Source organism: Steroidobacter gossypii (assembly GCF_016801985.1).
In the GTDB taxonomy this organism is placed as follows: domain Bacteria; phylum Pseudomonadota; class Gammaproteobacteria; order Steroidobacterales; family Steroidobacteraceae; genus Steroidobacter; species Steroidobacter gossypii.
Genome location: NZ_JAEVLS010000002.1, coordinates 46,184 through 63,647 on the forward strand (window position 1 = coordinate 46,184; position 17,464 = coordinate 63,647).

Here is a 17,464-nt window from a genome sequence, read left to right on the forward strand (position 1 = left end):
CCGGGGCGGCAACCCGTCCTGCCGACCCTGGATAGTGGCCTGAAGGGTGGTGTGTATAATGCGCCGCTCTTTGCCGACCCCGGCGGCTGCCGGGCGGGCGCACACCGCGCCGGCTAAGAGGTTCCTACAGGTATTCCGGGTCGTTGGCCCCGGTTCTATGGCCAGGTTTTTCCCAGTTTTCGGGGGCATTGCAAGATGGATTGGTTGATCTCCACCGCTGCCGCACAGGCGACCGGCGCAGCCGGCCAGCCCAGCGCGCTCATGCAAATGTTGCCGCTGGTCCTCATTTTCGTCGTGTTCTATTTCCTGCTGATCCGACCGCAAACCAAGCGCGCCAAGGAACATCGCGCCATGGTCGCGGCCCTGGAAGTGGGCGCCGAGGTAGCCACCAACGGCGGCATCCTGGGCAAGGTCACCGAGGTGGGCGAGCAGTTCATCACCATCGAAGTCGCCTCCGGCGTCAACATCAAGCTGCAGCGGCACGCCGTGGCCCAGGTGCTCCCGAAGGGCACGTTGAAAAGCGTCTAACCACCCAACGCAGCGCTTCCTCGCATGTACCAGATTCCTCGCTGGCGATATTGGCTCGTGGCCGTCACCTTGCTGCTCGGCCTGCTGCTCGCACTGCCCAACGTCTTCGGCACCGAACCGGCCATTCAGCTGGCGCGCGACGATCGCGCCGTCATCGACACGGCGGGCATGGAGAAAGTGCGCGGCATGCTCGAGGCGCGCAGCGTGGTGCCCACCGCCTCCTACCTGGAAGAAGGGCGACTGGTGCTGCGTTTTGGGCACGTGGACGATCAGATCAAGGCGCGCGACGCGATCGAGGACGCGGCCCCGGGCGAGTATGTGATCGCTCTGACCGACGTGCCGCGCACGCCGACGTTGCTGCGGCAGATGGGATTCAAGCCCATGAGCCTTGGCCTGGATCTGCGCGGCGGCGTGCATTTCATGTATCAGGTCGATGTGCAGGGCGCGGTCGATCTGGCGTTCGAGCGCATGGCGCAGGACGTGCGCGCGCAATTGCGAAAGGCGCGCATTCCCTACACCGAAGTGATCAAGGAAGGAACATCCGTCAACGTGGCGCTGCGCCCGGGGGCGGACGTGGCTGCGGCGCGCGAGACCATTCAGGGCGGCGATCCGGGTATCGTCATCAACGAAAGTGAGCGCGATGGCGCCGAGGGGCAAGTCACGGTGCTCAATGTGACATTCAGTCCCGAACGCCTGAAGCAGCGCCAGGACTTCGCCATCGAACAGAACATCACCACGCTGCGCAATCGGGTCAACGAGCTGGGCGTGTCCGAGCCGATCGTGGCGCGTCAGGGCACCGATCGCATCATCGTGCAGTTGCCCGGCGTGAGCGATCCCAACCAGGCGGTGCGCGTGTTGGGTGCCACCGCGACTGTCGAATTCCGACTGGTCGATGAAAACAACAATCCCTATGAAGCCGAAACCACGCGTCGCGTGCCGATCGGCTCCAAGCTGTATCGCGACCAGGCCGGCCGTCCGATTTTGCTGAAGCGCGATCTGATCGCCACCGGCGAGCAGTTGAGCGACGCGACCACCGGCTTTTCCGAAGGTGCGCCCGAGGTCAACGTGACGCTCGATGCGCGCGGCGGCCAGGAGATGCTCGAAGCCACGCGCGACAACGTCGGCCGGCGCATGGCCGTGGTTTACATCGAAACCAAGAGCCTGGCTGAAGGCGAGCAGTGCAAGGGCACGCGCTCTGGCGACACTTGCGTGGAAGAGACCGTTATCAGCGCGGCGACCATTCAAAGCGTGCTGTCGTCCCGCTTCCGCATCACCGGTCTGCAATCGGCCGAAGCGCACGATCTGGCGTTGCTGTTGCGTTCCGGCGCGCTGGCCGCCCCGCAGACCATCGTCGAGCAGCGTTCGATCGGCCCGAGCCTCGGCCAGGACAACATCGATCGCGGCATGATGGCGCTGGCCATCGGCGCCGTGCTGACCTTCATCTTCCTGGCGGTCTACTACCGGGTCTTCGGCCTGGTGGCCAACCTCGTGTTGGTGATGAACGTGGTGTTGCTGGTCGCGCTGATGTCGTTGTTGCAGGCGTCATTGTCGCTGCCGGGCATCGCCGGCGTGGTGCTCACCATCGGTATGGCCGCAGACGCCAACGTGCTCATCTACGAACGTATCCGTGAAGAGCTACGCAATGGCAATTCGCCGCACGCCGCCATCACGGTGGGCTTCGAAAAGGCGTTCTCTGCGATCGCCGACTCGAACGTGACGACGCTGATCGCCGGCATCGTGCTGTTCGCGTTCGGCACCGGTCCGATCAAGGGCTTCGCCGTGACCCTGGTGCTCGGCATCGCCACTTCGCTGTTTACCGCCGTGGTCGCCAGCCGCGTGGTGATCGACCTGATCTGGGGTCGACGCCGGCGTCTGGCCACACTGCCCGTTTAACTTCAAGTCGCGCACGCGCATCGAGCAAGTCAGATGGAATTTTTCCGGCGCACTCCGAACATCGATTTCATGGGCAAGCGGCGCATCACTTATGTGATCACCGCGTTGCTGATGATCGGCTCGTTCGTTCTGCTCGCCACCCGCGGGCTGAATTTCGGCATCGACTTCACCGGCGGCGTGGTCGTCGAGGTGAGCTATCCAAACACGGCGGACGTCGACCAGGCCCGCGACGCGCTGGCTCAGGCGGGCTTCGAGGAGGCGCAGGTGCAGTCGTTCGGCAGCTCGCGCGACCTGGCGGTGCGCGTCACTCCGGAAAACGACGAGGACGTGAACGAGGTCAGCAGGCGGGTCGCCGCGGCGCTGGCCCAGGTCGATCCCGGGGTGCAGGTCCGCCGCACCGAGGTGGTGGGGCCGCAGGTAGGCGAAGATCTCACCGAGCAGGGCGGCCTCGCCATCCTGTTCACTTTCATCGGCATCCTGATCTACGTCGGCTTCCGTTTCGAGAAAAAGATGGCGGCCGGCACGGTGCTGGCGGCGTTGCACGACCCGATCGTGATCCTCGGCTTTTTCGCCGCCACCCAGCTCACCTTCGACCTGTCGGTGCTGGCCTCGGTCCTGGCGGTGATCGGCTACTCGATCAACGACACCGTCGTGGTGTTCGACCGCGTGCGCGAGGTGTTCCGGGAGATGCGCAAGGCGACGCCTACCCAGGTGCTGAACGCCGCCATCAACCAGACCCTGTCTCGCACCTTGATGACCAGCTTTTCGGTGCTGTTCGTGGTGGTGTCGCTGTATGCGTTCGCGGGCGAGAGCCTGAAGGGCTTTTCCATCGCCATCATCATCGGCGTGCTGATCGGCACCTATTCCTCCATCTTCGTGGCCGGCGCGCTGGCGCACGACCTGGGAGTCAACGCCCAGGACCTGATGCCGGTGAAACACGACGATCCGGAACTGGATGCCCTGCCTTGACCGTTAAGCGTACTCACTGACGGTCAAGTACACGGCGCCCCGCTCGATGATGTGGATCATCACTTTTTGTTCTCTACCTCGGGGTGCTGGCGCTGGACCTGGTGGTCCTGCATCGCGAATCCAAGCAAATGAGCGTGCGCCAGGCGCTCGGCAGGACCGTCGTCTGGATCATGGTGGCGCTGTCGTTCGCCGGCCTGGTGTACGGCGTTTACGAGCATCACTGGTTCGGCTGGCGGGTCGCGCCCGACGCGCTCCTCGTCATTGGCATCATTGCGTGGGTGTCACGACGCGAGAGCACGGCCGGCATGGTCGACCTGTGCAACGATTCAGGGCGCGGGATAGCCAACCGAACATATGCATGAGGGCTGAACCTTGGAACTATTGACCGATCCCCAGGTGTGGCTGGCGTTCGTGACGCTCACGGCCCTGGAGATTGTCCTCGGCATCGACAACATCATTTTCATTTCCATTCTGGTCGGACGCCTGCCGCCCGAACAGCGCGCCCGCGGCCGGACCTTCGGTCTGGCGCTGGCGATGATCACGCGCATCCTGCTGCTGCTGTCGATCACGTGGGTGATGGGCCTGTCGGACGAGTTGTTCTCGGTCATGGGCCGCGGCGTTTCCGGGCGCGACCTGATCCTGTTCGGCGGCGGCTTGTTTCTGATCGCCAAGAGCACCCTGGAGATCCATACCAGCCTCGAAGGGGAAGGTGAGGGCGGCGGCGAGCGCGCAGTCAAAGGCGGCGCGACTTTCATGTCGATCATCATTCAGATCGCCATCATCGACATCGTGTTCTCGCTCGACTCAGTCATCACCGCGGTGGGCATGGCCGAACACGTCGAAGTGATGATCGCGGCGGTGATCGTAGCGGTGCTGATGATGATGTTTCTTGCCGGCCCGATCGGCAATTTCGTCGACCGTCACCCGACCATCAAGATGTTGGCGCTGTCGTTCCTGATCCTGATCGGCGTGGCGCTGGTCGGCGAGGGCCTCGGCTTCCACATCCCGAAGGGCTACATCTATTTCGCGATGGCGTTCTCGGTCGTGGTGGAGATGCTCAACATGCAGGTGCGCAAGCGCACGACCAAGGCTCCGGAGGAGCCGGTCAAGCTGCGCAAGGCGATCGAGGAAGAATAGGCGAGCAAGAACAGGCGCGGGCGCAACTGCCGAGGGATCAACCCAGGGCTGCCGCACCCTTCTTGTTCTTGCCATCCAGATACAGGTTGTAGAGAGCGACGAACAGCGGGAACAGGTTGGACATGACTCCAACCGAGTCGTTCTTGCCGAAGATGAAATAGGCGAGCAGCAGGATGCTGCCGAGGGCGCTCATGTACCAGAACAGGGTGGGCATGACCGGTTTGCCGGAGGCTTTGGAGGCCGCCAGTTGCACGAACCAGCGACCGGCGAACAGAAACACGCCGGTGTAACCGACCAGTTTCCACGGCGTCACGGTGACGCCGAACATCACGAACAACACATCTCTCATGGCGGGCAAGCGTTCCGACAACCAGCGATGAGGCGGCACTTTACCCATATCGGCGAGCTGTGGCGCGCGCTTTGGGGGCGCGCAATGGGCGCGACGAGCCGTAGCGGTGCAACCGCAATTACTGTCGCTGGTTGGATGACGTCCGCTGCCGGATGCGCCTATGATCCGCACCGCGTGGCTACCTGCGGGTACCCAAGCATGCGGCGATTCCGTTGATTCCGGTTCACACTCCACCGGCATTGCAGACCCGAGGAAACCGACATAATGAATTGGCGTATCAAACCCCTCGCCGAGATTCTGGCGAGCGCCGAGAAGAAATCGCTGACTCGCACCCTGGGCGCGTTTCAGCTGACCATGCTCGGCATCGGGGCGGTCATCGGCACGGGCATTTTCGTGCTGACGGCGGAGGCCGCGCAGAAGGCCGGTCCCGGCATGATGATGTCCTTCGTGATCGCAGGCTTCGTGTGCGCAGTGACCGCGCTGTGCTATGCCGAGCTGGCGGCGATGGTGCCGGTCTCGGGTTCCGCCTACACGTACTCCTACGCCGTGCTTGGCGAAGTGATCGCCTGGATGGTGGGCTGGGCGCTGATCCTCGAATACGCCGTCGCCGCCAGCGCGGTGTCGGTGGGCTGGTCGAATTACTTCGTCGGGTTGATGGAACGGTCGCTGAATATAGACATACCGGCGGCGTTCACCAGCGGCCTGCACGTCGGCGGCATCATGAATGTCCCAGCCGCGGTCATCGCGTTGCTCGTGACCGGCTTGCTGGTGCTGGGCACGCGTGAAAGCGCGACGGTGAATGCGATCCTGGTTGGCATCAAGGTCGCGGCGCTGACGTTGTTCGTCATCCTCGCAATTCCGGTGATGAACATGGAGAACTTCGAGCCGTTCTCGCCCAACGGTTTCATCGGCGAAATCTCCGGCATGGGTATCGCGGGCGCGGCGGCGTCCATCTTTTTCGCTTACGTCGGCTTCGATGCAGTCTCGACCGCGGCGGAAGAAACCAAGAATCCTCAACGCAACATGCCGATCGGCCTGATCGGCAGCCTGGTGATCTGCACCATCTTCTACGTGCTGGTCGCCTCCGGCGCGGTGGGTTCGATCGGCGCGCAGCCGGTGATCGATCCGGCCACCAACCTGGCTTACGAGCCGGGCAGCGCCGACATGGCGATTGCGTGCCGTCAACCGGACAACGCCGAGAAGCTCGTGTGCAGCGGTGAGCCGCTGGCGCACGTGCTCGATCAGCTCGGCTGGAAGAAGGTGTCGCAGCTGATCGGCCTGGCCGCGTTCCTCGCGCTGCCTTCCGTGATTCTGATGATGTTGTTCGGTCAGACGCGCATCTTCTTCGCAATGGCGCGCGACAAGCTGCTGCCTTTCAACGAGGCGCTGACCAAGGTTCATCCGAAGTTCCACACGCCGCACGTTGTGACCATTGTCACTGGCCTGGCAGTGACGGTGTTCGCCGCGTTCTTCCCGGTGGGCGTGCTCGCCGATCTTTCCAACAGCGGTACGTTGTTCGCGTTCCTTACCGTATCTGCCGGTGTGATGATCCTGCGCAAACGCGACCCCGAACGTCACCGTCCCTTCCGCGCACCCGGCGTCTGGATCGTCGCGCCGCTCGCAATGGCCGGCTGCGCGTTCCTCATGTTCTCACTGCCCCTGCGCACGCAGCTCACGTTCTTCCTGTGGGCCGGCCTTGGATTGGTGGTCTACGCGCTGTACGGCTACCGCAAGAGCCCCATCGGCAATCGCGTAACCGAAAGCCAATAGGTCGTTGATGCTGAACGCGGCGCTTTCCCTGACGGAGAGCGCCGCGTTTCTATTTGAGGGGAAGGAAGAGGTTCTGGCTGGCGCCGTCCGTGGTGTCCTCCCTCTTCCCGGCACCGTGCTCCCCTCGTCGCGCAAGCGCGCCCGAGGGGCCCCATTGCGCTGCGCAGTCCTGGCATCTCGTGCGGCTCTTCGGGCCCTCCCGAAGGGAGGGCCCGAAGAAGAAACAAATGTTTTCGGTGGACGCCTCCGAAGGCGGAGGCAAGGGATCAGGTCAGCTCGGGGGGTACGAAGGGAGCGAGCAGCTCCACCAGAGGGGCGTGGACCTTCGGAGTGCCGGCGAGGATGTTGCCACCTTGTTTGTATTCAGTGCCCTGGAGCGAGCTCACCATGCCGCCGGCTTCGGTGATAAGCAGGGTGCCCGCAGCCGTATCCCAGGGCGACAAGCCAAATTCCCAGAAGGCATCGAGGCGACCGGCCGCCACGTAAGCGAGATCCAAAGCAGCGGCGCCGGGGCGACGGATGCCGGCAGTCGCTTGAGTCACCGCTTTGAACATGCCCATGTAGTTGTCGATCCAGTGCAGGTTGGTTCGATATGGAAAGCCGGTGCCGATCAGCGCGCGCTCCAGCCCAACGTGCTGGCTCACTCGGATGCGGCGGCCGTCGAGCTGGGCGCCTTCGCCCCGAGAAGCCGTGAACAATTCCTGGCGCAGCGGGTCGTACACCACTGCATGCTCCATTCGACCACGACGCTGCACGCCAATCGAGACGGCGAACTGCGGGAAGCCATGCAGATAGTTGGTGGTGCCGTCGAGCGGATCGATGATCCAGACGAACTCGCTGTGAATGGAGCCACCGTGCGAGCCGCTCTCCTCGGCGAGGAAGGCGTGATCCGGGTAGCTCTTGCGCACCGTCTCGATGATTTCCATCTCGGCCTGAGTGTCGATCTCCGAGACGAAATCGTTCTGCCCCTTCTGACGGATATCGAGGCGATGCACGCGGTTCATGCCACGGACGATGACTTCACCGGCACGACGGGCGGCGCGGACGGCAATATTGAGCAAAGGCTGCATGTAACGACCTCGAAAAATCACTCCCCTTCGCAATTCGAGCGCGAACGGGGCGGGGCAGGGAATGGTAAAGAGCGTGGCGGCGTCCTGGAGCACTTCAAGGGCGCAAGACTCGAGGGGACCGCTCGCCTGGGGGACGCTAGAATAGCGCACTTACGATGAGTATTCGTGTCGTCCTGGTCGATCCCAAGCACCCCGGTAACATTGGCGCGGTCGCGCGCGCTATGAAAAACATGGGGCTCACGCAGCTGCACCTGGTGCGGCCTAAGGCTTTTCCGGATGCGGAGGCGACCGCGCGCGCCTCAGGCGCGGACGACGTGCTGGACTCGGCTCGGGTGCATGAGGAATTCGAGGACGCGATCGCCGACTGCGGCCTGGTGATTGGCACCAGTGCGCGCCAGCGGCATCTGACCTTCGATCTGGTCGAGCCGCGCGAGTGCGCGCACCTGGTTGCGGAGGCCGCGCAGGTCGGCAATGTCGCGCTGGTGTTCGGCTCGGAAAAGTATGGACTGCTCAATGTCGAGCTGGCCCGGTGCCACCGGTTGGTCACCATTCCGACGGCCGGCGACTACGCGTCACTGAATCTGGCCATGGCGGTGCAAGTCATCACGTACGAGATCCTGCTGGCGACGCGGCCGGGCGCTCCGGTTCCACCGCCTCCCGACGTTCCCTTCGCGACCGGTCGCGAGATGGAGCTGCTGTACGAGCACTTCGAACGAGTGCTCGAAGAGGTCGAGTTTCGCGACCGCACCGGCGGCGGCCAACTGATGGCGCGCATCCGTCGTTTATTCAATCGTGCGCGGCTCGATCAAAATGAAATGAACATTCTTCGTGGGATTCTGACAGCCGTGCAGGCGCGCAGACGCGTAGCCGGATCGAAGAGCCAACGAGGCGACGGATGAACACCGACCGATGAATAGCATGAGCAGTCCCGCGAAATCCGCGCCTGTGATTTATCTCGACTACGCGGCCACCACGCCGGTGGATCCGCGGGTCGCCGAGGTCATGATCGAGTGCCTGCGCCCCGAAGGGCCGCATGGCAATCCGTCGTCGATGGGGCATGAACCTGGTCGTCGCGCTCGCGCGTTGGTGGAGAAAGCGCGACAGCAAGTCGCTGCCTCGATCGGCGCACGGCCTGAATGCATCGTGTGGACATCCGGCGCCACGGAGTCGGACAACCTCGCCATTCTGGGTGTGGCGCGCTTCCATGCCGATCGCGGTCGGCATGTGATCACGGCGCGCACCGAGCACAAAGCCGTGCTCGACGCCTTCAAGCAGCTCGAAAAGGAAGGTTTCGAAGTCACCTGGCTCAAGCCCGGCGTCGACGGCATCGTGCGGCCCGAGCAGGTTCGTGATGCGCTTCGCAGCGACACGCAGCTGGTCTCGCTCATGCACGTCAACAACGAAACCGGCGTGATTCAGGATGTTGCCGGCGTCGGCGCGATTTGCCGCGAGCGAGGCGTAGCGTTTCATGTCGACGCTGCGCAGAGCGCGGGCAAATTGCCGTTGAACGTCGAGGCGATGAATGTCGATCTGCTGTCGCTCACGGCGCATAAAAGCTACGGCCCCAAGGGCGTCGGCGCGCTGTATGTACGACGCAGGCCGCCGCTCGGGCTGAAGCCGTTGTTTCATGGCGGCGGTCAGGAGTTGGGCCTGCGCTCCGGCACGCTGCCGACGCATCAAATCGTCGGCATGGGCGAGGCGTTCGAGATCGGCGAGCGCGATCGCGAGTCCGACGTCGCCCGCATCGCCGTGCTTCGCGAGCGGCTGTGGCAGGGATTGACGGCGATTGGCGGCGTCGAGCTGAACGGTCACCCGTCCGAGCGCGTCGCCGGCGTGCTCAACGTTTGTTTCCACGATGTCGAAGGCGAGAGCCTGCGCTTCGCATTGCGCGAGCTCGCGGTGTCTTCGGGCTCGGCCTGTTCTTCAGGCTCCGACGAGGCGTCGTATGTGTTACGCGCGCTAGGCAGGAGCGATCAGCTGGCGCAAAGCTCGATTCGGTTCAGCCTGGGGCGCTTCACGACCGCGGACGATGTCGATCGCGCGATTGCCATCGTGTCCCGGGAAGTCGCCAGGTTGCGGGCCCTGACTCCGACGGCGGATTCAAATGGAACCTGAATATTCCCCCACCGTCGTCGACCACTTCGAACACCCTCGTAACGGCGGGCGCTTTGAGGCGGGTGAGGGGGTCATCAAGGGAGTTGCTGGCAGCCTCGAGCAGGGCACGATGTTCGTTCTGAGTGCGCGCGTCGCCGCGGATCGGATCGAATCGGTGCGTTTCGAAGCGTACGGCTGCCCGCATTGCATCGCCGCCGGCTCGTGGCTGACCGAACAGTTGGTGGGGCTGACCCAACCGGAGCTGCGGGCCTGGCACTGGCGCGCCGCCGACCAGGCGCTGCAGTTCCCGATGCAAAAGCGTGGCCGACTTCTCATTCTGGAGGACGCCGTGCGCGCACTGAGTGAAGCCTGGGCCCGGCTTATTCCATAATCCACCCCGGGTCGAGCCGAATTGGCATGACCCTCGCACTTGATTCAGCGCGCTGCCGCCATCACGCTTGTACCCGCTATGAGCATCTCACTGACTCCCGCCGCCGCCGATCGTGTCCAGTCTTTCCTCACACGCAGGGGCCATGGCCTGGGCCTGCGTCTGGCGATCAAGAAGACCGGCTGTTCAGGTTTCGCCTACGTAGTGAACTATGCCGACGACATCGGCTCGAACGACGTGGTGTTCGAGGATCGGGGGGTCAAGGTCATCGTCGATCGCGACAGCCTGGACTACATCAACGGCACCGAGGTGGACTTCGTGAAGCAGGGCCTGAACGAAGCCTTCCGGTTCCGCAATCCGAAAGCCAAGGGCGAATGCGGCTGCGGTGAGTCCTTCTCGGTATGAGTCGTAAGGCTCTGACCTAACTCCGCGTCCCGACTCATTTTCTTGCTGCTCCCGGTGTTGCCGGGTAGACTGCGCGCGCGCAATTGCCGCCGCCCGGCGACAGCGGTTCGGGCGGGCCTCGCAAACCTTTTCCAATTCATTGATTAACGGGACGATTCCATGGCGGTCGAACGCACACTTTCCATTGTCAAACCCGACGGCGTGCAAAAGAACGTGATCGGTGAGGTGTACCGCCGCTTCGAGCAGGCCGGCCTCAAGATCATCGCCGCGCGCATGCTGAATCTGAGCCAGGCCCAGGCCGAAGGCTTCTACGCGGTCCACAAGGAGCGCCCGTTCTTCAAGGACCTGGTCAAGTACATGAGCTCCGGTCCGGTGATGGTTCAGGTGCTGGAAGGTGAAAACGCCGTGCTCAAGAACCGCGAGCTGATGGGCGCCACCGACCCGAAGAAGGCCGATAAGGGCACGATTCGCGCCGACTTCGCCACCAGCATCGAAGAAAACGTGGTGCATGGCTCCGACAGCGTCGACAACGCCAAGATCGAGATCGCATACTTCTTCGCGACCGCCGATCTCTGCCCGCGCGCTTAAGTTTCGCGCAGGCTGACCACTCATGAACGCGACGCTCGCCAAGACCAACCTGCTGGGTCTGACCAGGACCGAGCTGGAGGCGTTCGTCGCGAACATGGGCGAGAAGCCGTTTCGCGCCCGGCAACTGATGAAGTGGCTGTACAAGCGCCACATCGCAGACTTCGAACAGATGACCGATCTGGCGAAGAGCTTTCGCGCCAAGCTGAGCGAAGTGGCCGAAGTCGTGGTGCCAGAGATCACCATGACGCAGGTGTCCACGGATGGCACTCGAAAGTGGCTGCTCGCCATGAATACCAGCGAGGGAGTGAAGCAGGGCATCGAGATGGTGTTCATCCCCGAGCCTGGCCGGGGCACCTTGTGTATATCCAGCCAGGTCGGTTGTGCGATGGACTGCACGTTTTGCTCAACTGCTCAGCAAGGCTTCAACCGAAACCTCACCGCCGCCGAAATCGTCGGTCAGGTATGGCTTGCCAACAAAGAACTGGGCTATCAGCACGGCGGCGACCGCGTCGTCACCAATATCGTGTTCATGGGCATGGGCGAGCCGCTCGCGAACTATCGCAACGTCGTGCCCGCTACGGAAATTCTCATGGACGATCTGGGTTTCGATATCTCACGTCGCCGGGTCACGGTGAGCACCTCGGGCCTGGTGCCGCAGATGTTGAAGCTCGCTGAAGAGACCAATTGCGCGCTGGCCGTCTCGCTGCACGCGCCGAACGATACGTTGCGAGACGAGCTGGTGCCGATCAATCGCAAGCACAAGATCGCCGAGCTGCTGGATGCGTGCTGGGTGTATGTGAACAAGCAGAACGCACGCAGCATCACTTTCGAATACGTCATGCTCGACGGCGTCAACGATCATCCCGAGCATGCGCACGAGCTGGTCGCCCTGCTCAAGGGCCGGCCGGCCAAGCTGAACCTGATCCCGTTCAATCCTTTTCCGGGCACGCGATACAAGCGCTCCAGCGCCGCGGCCATCGAACGCTTCCGTGACATCCTCAATGCGAACGGAGTGATCGCGACCACGCGTCGGACGCGCGGCGACGATATCGATGCGGCCTGCGGGCAGCTGGTCGGGCGCGTGCACGATCGAACGACGGTCCGTCTGGGTTCGAAGCTGATCTCGGTGGCAGTGCAATGAAGAACAACGCAGTAGTGGCTTTATCCGTGGTCGTGCTTGCCGCTCTCACGGGGTGCATGAGCACGCGGGAAACGCTCGGCACGCCCGATTCGGAGCGCGCGGCAGAAATCAATCTGCAGCTGGGCACCGATTACCTGCGCAAGAACAATCTGGCGCAGGCCAAGGAGAAGATCGACAAGGCCATCGAGCAGAATCCGCGCAATCCGAACGCGCAGATCACCGCCGGCATGCTCTACGAGCGGCTCGGCCAGACCAGCAAAGCCGAGTCGCATTTCTCCAAGGCGTTGGCGCTCGATCCGCAAAACCCGGAGATCCAGAACAACTACGGCGCTTATCTGTGCCAGAAGGGCAAGCACGAGCGTGGCGAGAAGCTGATGCTCCAGGCGGCCGCCAATCCCTTGTATCGCACGCCCGAAGTGGCGTATCTCAACGCGGCCAGCTGCGCGACCGCCGGCGGCAACATGAAGGCCGCCGAGGAAAATCTGCGCAAGGCGCTGGCGATCAGGCCGAAGTTCAGTGACGCGCTGTACCAGATGGCCGATCTGCAATTCAAACAAACCGATTATCTGTCCGCTCGCGGTTTCCTCGAACGGTACACGGAAGTGGGTCGCACCAGCCCGGCGACGCTGTGGCTGGGCGTACGCATAGAACGCGCGTTGGGCAATGCCGCCGCCGCGAAGAACTATGCGGAACGTTTGAAACTGGAATACCCGAGGGCCGCTCAGACCAAGGAGTTGATCGAGTCCGAGCGGAATCCTGGATGAATGCAGCTGGCAACAGCAGCGAGCAGAACGCGCTCGACAATGCACAGGTCGGCTCTGCCGAGCCGACCAACGACGCGCTGACGCCCGGAGAACTGCTGCGCCGGGAGCGCGAGCGGCGCTCCCTCTCTCAGCTGCACATCGCCGAAGAGCTGCATCTCGACGTGCGCATGGTCGAGGCGATCGAAACGAATCGTTTCGATGAGCTGGGCGTGCCAGTGTATGCGCGCGGGCATTTGCGACAGTACGCGACGCTGCTCGGGTTGTCGCCGCAGCTGATCATCGAGCGTTACGAAGCAGTGACGGGCCGGCAGGAAGCGCCGCCGCCCATCCCTGCATCCGCCACCACCTCGGTGGCCATGCAACGTCCCTCGCTGGCCGGCCCGTTGTGGCTGGGCGTGGGCTTGATCGCATTGATGCTGGGCTGGTGGATCTGGGCGACAGTGGCGACGCCCGGCGATCCGGTGCAGGCTGCGTTGGATGAGCAGTTCGCTGCGGAGTCGCAAGCCCAGTCTGAAGTCGCGAGCGAGCCGGTGACGCCACCGCCGTCGGCGGTCGAGGCGTCGACGCCAGCGCCTGCGACGACAACAACTGTGCCTGCGACTACGACAGCGCCGCCTGCGACCACGACTACGAGTCCGCCTGCGCCTGTGCAGCCCTCGAGGGCGACCAACTCGCCTGCCACCAGTTCGCCAGCGCCGACTTCGCCGGCTCCAGGTTCAGCGGTTGCGCAGAGCTCGCAGCCGGCGAATGCGCCGGCAGCAGATGCCGTCCGCCTGCGGCTGGAATTCAGCGATGCGTCGTGGACCGAGATTTACGACGCCACGGGAAAGAGGTTGATGTTCGGTCTGGGTGAGAGTGGGCGCGTGCGCAATGTTTCCGGCACGCCGCCGATTCGAATCACACTCGGCAATGCGTCCGCGGTCTCGGTTCAGGTGAACGGCGAGTCCGTGGTGGTGCCGCGCAGGGCGGGCAAAGATTCGACCAGGTTCGTGGTCGCCGCCGGCGGCGCCATTGAAATGAGTGGGACCATGACCGGTGAGGTTTCGGGCGAGTGAGCCAGCAGCAGATCCAGCCGCCTCGCGGCATGAACGACATTTTGCCGGCGGACATGGCCGCCTGGCAGCGCCTGGAGAATCTGGCGCGCGAGATTTTCGCTTCGTATGCCTATCAGGAAATTCGCGTGCCCATCGTCGAGCACACGAACCTGTTCAAGCGCTCCATCGGCGAGTTCACCGACGTGGTGTCCAAGGAAATGTTTACTTTCCAGGACCCGGGCGGCGACTCGCTGACCCTGCGTCCGGAAGCCACCGCCGGCATCGTGCGCGCCATGATCAGCAACGGCCTGCTGCACAATCAGAAGCAGCGAGTGTGGTGCGCCGGCCCGATGTTCCGTCACGAGAAGCCACAGCGCGGGCGCTTCCGTCAGTTTCATCAGCTCGATGTGGAAGCTTTCGGCTATCCCGGCCCGGACATCGATGCGGAAGTGATTCTGCTCAGCTCGCGCCTGCTGACCAAGGCGGGCGTGCAACGTATCGAGCTCAACCTGAATTCGCTCGGCACGCCGGCCTCGCGTCGCGTGTATCGCGAGAAGCTGGTGGAATATTTCACCGCGTACAAGTCCAAGCTGGACGCGGACAGCCTGCGTCGGCTGGAAGGCAATCCGCTGCGCATCCTGGACAGCAAGAATCCAGAGCTGCAGGACATCATCAAGAACGCGCCGATGCTGACCGAGCACCTCGACGAGGAATCGCGTCAGCACTTCAGCGGGCTGTGCCGCCACCTCGATGCGTTGGGCATCAAATATGTTTTGAATCCGCTGCTGGTGCGCGGCTTGGATTACTACTCGCACACGGTGTTCGAGTGGGTCACGACCGAACTCGGCTCGCAAGGCGCGGTGTGCTCGGGCGGACGTTACGACGGACTGGTCGAGCAGCTGGGCGGCAAGCCCACGCCTGCGATCGGTTGGGCGCTGGGCCAGGAGCGCATCGTCGAATTGCTGCGCGTACAGACCGGTGAAGTGCGCGCCACGCCGCCGGATGTTTATTTTGTGATCGCGGGCGAGCGGGCCGAGGCCGAAGGGCTGCGTCTGGCCGAAACGCTGCGCGATCAGGTGCCGCGCATCCGCGTCGAAATGAATTGCGGCGGCGGCAGCTTTCAATCGCAGCTCAAGCGGGCCGACAAGAGCGGCGCCGCCTGGGCATTGATTTTGGGCGACGCTGAAACCGACAAGCGCGTCGCCGGTCTGAAATCCCTGCGGGTGGGGGCGCCCCAGGTGGAAGTCGCCTGGGAGCGACTGGCCGAGGAGCTGCGCTCACGGCTGGCCCAGGGCCAGACGCAAGACTCGACGCAACACTCGAATGGACTGCCGGCTTAGCCTTTCCACTTCTTACTACAAGCAAGACACAAGTTATGGTCGATGAATTTCTGACCGATCGCGATCAGGAAGAGGCGCTACGCAACTGGTGGCGCGAAAACTGGACCTGGATCCTCGGCGGCATCGTGCTGGGCCTGGCGCTGCTGGGCGGCTGGCAGTACTGGAAGATCCACTCGGCCGACCAGGCCGCGGCGGCCGCCAACCTGTACGAAGAGTTTCGTGGCGCCCTGGAGCGCAACGAGCTGGATGCGGCGAACCGCTCGCTCGGTACGCTGGTCGCCGACCACGAAGATTCGCCGTACACCCAGCACGGTCGCTTGCTGCTGGCCAAGAAACATGTCGATGCGGGCAAGTTCGACGAGGCGCTGCCGCTGTTGCGTGCGGTGGTCGACACCTCGAAAGACGACGAGCTGGCGTGGGTCGCGCGCACGCGCGTCGCTCGTCTGCTCATTCAGCAAGGCAAGCATGACGAGGCGTTGAGCCTGCTGAACCCAGAGAAGGCGGGCGCGTTCGCCGCGCAAGTCCGCGAGATCCGAGGCGATGCGCAGGTTGCGAAAGGCAATCCCGAAGCGGCGCGGGCCGAGTATGCGGCGGCGTTGACGGCTAACATCAGCGGCGCGGAGCGCATGATCGACCGCAACCTGATCGAAATGAAATTGCAGGACGTGGGCGGCGACAAGCAAGCCGCCGAGCCCGCGACCGAACCAGCCTCGGCCCAGGGTCAACCATGATCGACAAGAAGACTTCCTTGACGCGTCTATATCGGGGTGCGCGGATCGCCGCCGCCGCGACGGCCTTGCTGGTCATGCTCGGCTGTGACAACGACAAGGAGGTCGATCCGCCGGCGGAGCTCACCGAGATCACGACCACGCGCGACGTGCAGCGTCTCTGGACGGTGGGGCTGGGCGGCGATTCGGAGCGGCTGCGTCTGGCGCTCAAACCGAATGTCGTGGACGGCGTGGTGTATGCCGCCTCTCACGACGGGGAAGTCGTCGCGATCGCGGCCGACACCGGCAAGCGCCAGTGGATCGCCAAGACCAAGCTGGCACTGTCGGCGGGTCCGGAAGTCGGCGGAGGCCTGGTGGTGCTGGGCTCCAGCGACGGCGACATCATCGCGCTCGATGCCACCAACGGCGCGCAGCGTTGGCGTCAGTCCATCGCCAGCGAAATCCTCGCTCGACCCTTGATCGTGAATGACACCGTCGTGATCCGCACCGTCGACGGTCACATCGAGGCTTTATCCGCGGTGGACGGCGCCACCAAGTGGGCGGTCGACGAGTCCGTGCCGAGGCTGACATTGCGTGGCACGGCGCCGCCGGTGTTGGCGGGCGATCGCATCATTGCCGGCTTCGACAGCGGCAAGGTGTTGGCCATCGATCCTCGCAACGGCGACGTGCTGTGGGACACGATCGTGAACGCGCCCCGCGGCCGTACCGAGCTGGAGCGTCTCACCGATATCGACGCGCCCGCGCGCGTTTCGGGTGACGACATTTTCGTCGTCGGTTTCCAGGGCCGCGTCGCCATGCTGGCGCGCGATTCCGGGCAGATCTGGTGGGCGCGCGATGCTTCGAGCTATCGCGGCTTCGCGATGGACGAACAGAATCTGTATCTCACCAACGCGGACAGCGTGGTGATCGCCATGCGCCGCAGTGACGGCGCCGTGCAGTGGGAGCAGGACACGATGAAACGTCGCGGCCTGACCGCACCAGCCATCGACGGCGACGCACTGGTGGTGGGCGACTTCGAGGGTTACCTGCACTGGCTCGACAAGGCCACCGGCGAGATCGTGGCGCGCCAGAAGACCGATGGCGAACGTATTACCAACGCGGCGGTCAGCGACGACCAGCGCGTGTATGTGCAGACGGATTCGGGCAAGCTGCTGGTGTTTCGCAGCGCCGCCCGCGAAGTCAAAACGGCTGACAGCGGCCAGTAGCCGCCTGTCAGCCGTGACTGCGCTGACTGCTTCCAATCATTTGCTCTGGCCAGTCACCAGT

Annotated in this window: 19 protein-coding genes; 17 read left to right on the forward strand and 2 right to left on the reverse strand. The window is 63.5% G+C overall.

Annotation, left to right across the window (positions count from 1 at the left end; translation table 11 throughout):
* The first annotated feature begins 195 nt into the window (after positions 1-195).
* The 5 genes from yajC to JM946_RS07625 all read left to right on the forward strand — a co-directional run bounded on the left by yajC (position 196) and on the right by JM946_RS07625 (position 4,527).
* Positions 196-528 carry a preprotein translocase subunit YajC gene (gene yajC / locus JM946_RS07605; RefSeq protein WP_203166606.1) on the forward strand — a complete coding sequence of 111 codons (333 nt, stop codon included), beginning with the start codon at positions 196-198 and terminating at the stop codon, positions 526-528.
* 24 nt (positions 529-552) lie between these two features.
* Positions 553-2,421: a protein translocase subunit SecD gene (gene secD / locus JM946_RS07610; RefSeq protein WP_203166607.1), complete on the forward strand. Its 1,869-nt coding sequence runs from the start codon at positions 553-555 to the stop codon at positions 2,419-2,421.
* A gap of 33 nt (positions 2,422-2,454) precedes the next feature.
* Entirely contained in the window at positions 2,455-3,390 is a 936-nt protein-coding gene (gene secF, locus JM946_RS07615) for a protein translocase subunit SecF (protein WP_203166608.1), read from the forward strand.
* A gap of 83 nt (positions 3,391-3,473) precedes the next feature.
* Positions 3,474-3,752 carry a hypothetical protein gene (locus JM946_RS07620; protein WP_203166609.1) on the forward strand — a complete coding sequence of 93 codons (279 nt, stop codon included), beginning with the start codon at positions 3,474-3,476 and terminating at the stop codon, positions 3,750-3,752.
* A gap of 10 nt (positions 3,753-3,762) precedes the next feature.
* Positions 3,763-4,527, forward strand: coding sequence for a TerC family protein (locus JM946_RS07625; RefSeq protein ID WP_203166610.1), 765 nt, complete (start codon positions 3,763-3,765; stop codon positions 4,525-4,527).
* A 37-nt stretch (positions 4,528-4,564) separates the two neighbouring features.
* Here the strand turns inward: JM946_RS07625 and JM946_RS07630 are convergent, their stop codons facing one another.
* Positions 4,565-4,876, reverse strand: coding sequence for a lipid-A-disaccharide synthase N-terminal domain-containing protein (locus JM946_RS07630; RefSeq protein ID WP_203166611.1), 312 nt, complete (start codon positions 4,874-4,876; stop codon positions 4,565-4,567).
* A 264-nt stretch (positions 4,877-5,140) separates the two neighbouring features.
* Here JM946_RS07630 and JM946_RS07635 point away from each other — a divergent pair, with 264 nt between their 5' ends.
* The gene (locus JM946_RS07635; RefSeq protein WP_203166612.1) at positions 5,141-6,646 is read left to right on the forward strand and encodes an amino acid permease; all 1,506 of its coding nucleotides are present in this window, start codon (positions 5,141-5,143) and stop codon (positions 6,644-6,646) included.
* Between the two features lie 266 nt (positions 6,647-6,912).
* On the opposite strand, the gene JM946_RS07640 is transcribed toward JM946_RS07635, so the two are convergent.
* Entirely contained in the window at positions 6,913-7,716 is an 804-nt protein-coding gene (locus tag JM946_RS07640; protein WP_203166613.1) for an inositol monophosphatase family protein, read from the reverse strand.
* Positions 7,717-7,871: 155 nt separating this feature from the next.
* Here JM946_RS07640 and JM946_RS07645 point away from each other — a divergent pair, with 155 nt between their 5' ends.
* From JM946_RS07645 to bamB, 11 genes are all read left to right on the forward strand, one after another.
* Positions 7,872-8,615: an RNA methyltransferase gene (locus tag JM946_RS07645; RefSeq protein ID WP_203166614.1), complete on the forward strand. Its 744-nt coding sequence runs from the start codon at positions 7,872-7,874 to the stop codon at positions 8,613-8,615.
* A 19-nt stretch (positions 8,616-8,634) separates the two neighbouring features.
* Positions 8,635-9,831: an aminotransferase class V-fold PLP-dependent enzyme gene (locus tag JM946_RS07650; RefSeq protein WP_203166615.1), complete on the forward strand. Its 1,197-nt coding sequence runs from the start codon at positions 8,635-8,637 to the stop codon at positions 9,829-9,831.
* Complete coding sequence (locus JM946_RS07655) at positions 9,821-10,201, forward strand: iron-sulfur cluster assembly scaffold protein (RefSeq protein ID WP_203166616.1); 381 nt, start codon at positions 9,821-9,823, stop codon at positions 10,199-10,201. Before JM946_RS07650 ends, JM946_RS07655 begins: the two co-directional genes overlap by 11 nt.
* A gap of 78 nt (positions 10,202-10,279) precedes the next feature.
* Positions 10,280-10,603: a HesB/IscA family protein gene (locus JM946_RS07660; RefSeq protein WP_203167864.1), complete on the forward strand. Its 324-nt coding sequence runs from the start codon at positions 10,280-10,282 to the stop codon at positions 10,601-10,603.
* Between the two features lie 159 nt (positions 10,604-10,762).
* Complete coding sequence (ndk, locus tag JM946_RS07665) at positions 10,763-11,191, forward strand: nucleoside-diphosphate kinase (RefSeq protein WP_203166617.1); 429 nt, start codon at positions 10,763-10,765, stop codon at positions 11,189-11,191.
* A 22-nt stretch (positions 11,192-11,213) separates the two neighbouring features.
* Positions 11,214-12,332, forward strand: coding sequence for a 23S rRNA (adenine(2503)-C(2))-methyltransferase RlmN (gene rlmN / locus JM946_RS07670; RefSeq protein WP_203166618.1), 1,119 nt, complete (start codon positions 11,214-11,216; stop codon positions 12,330-12,332).
* Positions 12,329-13,096 carry a type IV pilus biogenesis/stability protein PilW gene (gene pilW, locus JM946_RS07675; protein WP_203166619.1) on the forward strand — a complete coding sequence of 256 codons (768 nt, stop codon included), beginning with the start codon at positions 12,329-12,331 and terminating at the stop codon, positions 13,094-13,096. Before rlmN ends, pilW begins: the two co-directional genes overlap by 4 nt.
* A complete protein-coding gene (locus tag JM946_RS07680; RefSeq protein ID WP_203166620.1) occupies positions 13,093-14,151 on the forward strand; it encodes a RodZ domain-containing protein in 1,059 nt (352 codons plus the stop codon). The genes pilW and JM946_RS07680 overlap by 4 nt, the downstream gene beginning before the upstream one ends.
* 11 nt (positions 14,152-14,162) lie before the next feature.
* The gene (hisS, locus tag JM946_RS07685; RefSeq protein WP_407700523.1) at positions 14,163-15,470 is read left to right on the forward strand and encodes a histidine--tRNA ligase; all 1,308 of its coding nucleotides are present in this window, start codon (positions 14,163-14,165) and stop codon (positions 15,468-15,470) included.
* 35 nt (positions 15,471-15,505) lie between these two features.
* Positions 15,506-16,201 carry a YfgM family protein gene (locus JM946_RS07690; RefSeq protein WP_203166621.1) on the forward strand — a complete coding sequence of 232 codons (696 nt, stop codon included), beginning with the start codon at positions 15,506-15,508 and terminating at the stop codon, positions 16,199-16,201.
* Positions 16,198-17,403 (forward strand): outer membrane protein assembly factor BamB, encoded by a 1,206-nt coding sequence (bamB, locus tag JM946_RS07695; RefSeq protein ID WP_203166622.1) that lies wholly within the window; start codon positions 16,198-16,200, stop codon positions 17,401-17,403. Before JM946_RS07690 ends, bamB begins: the two co-directional genes overlap by 4 nt.
* The last annotated feature ends 61 nt before the right edge of the window (positions 17,404-17,464 follow it).

What these genes read in the sequence shown, in the direction of transcription:
- yajC (WP_203166606.1), top strand. Translation starts at nt 196, where the DNA reads ATGGATTGGTTGATCTCCACCGCTGCCGCACAGGCGACCGGCGCAGCC.
- secD (WP_203166607.1), top strand. Translation starts at nt 553, where the DNA reads ATGTACCAGATTCCTCGCTGGCGATATTGGCTCGTGGCCGTCACCTTG.
- secF (WP_203166608.1), top strand. Translation starts at nt 2,455, where the DNA reads ATGGAATTTTTCCGGCGCACTCCGAACATCGATTTCATGGGCAAGCGG.
- JM946_RS07630 (WP_203166611.1), bottom strand. Translation starts at nt 4,876, where the DNA reads ATGAGAGATGTGTTGTTCGTGATGTTCGGCGTCACCGTGACGCCGTGG.
- JM946_RS07635 (WP_203166612.1), top strand. Translation starts at nt 5,141, where the DNA reads ATGAATTGGCGTATCAAACCCCTCGCCGAGATTCTGGCGAGCGCCGAG.
- JM946_RS07640 (WP_203166613.1), bottom strand. Translation starts at nt 7,716, where the DNA reads ATGCAGCCTTTGCTCAATATTGCCGTCCGCGCCGCCCGTCGTGCCGGT.
- JM946_RS07645 (WP_203166614.1), top strand. Translation starts at nt 7,872, where the DNA reads ATGAGTATTCGTGTCGTCCTGGTCGATCCCAAGCACCCCGGTAACATT.
- JM946_RS07650 (WP_203166615.1), top strand. Translation starts at nt 8,635, where the DNA reads ATGAGCAGTCCCGCGAAATCCGCGCCTGTGATTTATCTCGACTACGCG.
- JM946_RS07655 (WP_203166616.1), top strand. Translation starts at nt 9,821, where the DNA reads ATGGAACCTGAATATTCCCCCACCGTCGTCGACCACTTCGAACACCCT.
- JM946_RS07660 (WP_203167864.1), top strand. Translation starts at nt 10,280, where the DNA reads ATGAGCATCTCACTGACTCCCGCCGCCGCCGATCGTGTCCAGTCTTTC.
- ndk (WP_203166617.1), top strand. Translation starts at nt 10,763, where the DNA reads ATGGCGGTCGAACGCACACTTTCCATTGTCAAACCCGACGGCGTGCAA.
- rlmN (WP_203166618.1), top strand. Translation starts at nt 11,214, where the DNA reads ATGAACGCGACGCTCGCCAAGACCAACCTGCTGGGTCTGACCAGGACC.
- pilW (WP_203166619.1), top strand. Translation starts at nt 12,329, where the DNA reads ATGAAGAACAACGCAGTAGTGGCTTTATCCGTGGTCGTGCTTGCCGCT.
- JM946_RS07680 (WP_203166620.1), top strand. Translation starts at nt 13,093, where the DNA reads ATGAATGCAGCTGGCAACAGCAGCGAGCAGAACGCGCTCGACAATGCA.
- JM946_RS07690 (WP_203166621.1), top strand. Translation starts at nt 15,506, where the DNA reads ATGGTCGATGAATTTCTGACCGATCGCGATCAGGAAGAGGCGCTACGC.
- bamB (WP_203166622.1), top strand. Translation starts at nt 16,198, where the DNA reads ATGATCGACAAGAAGACTTCCTTGACGCGTCTATATCGGGGTGCGCGG.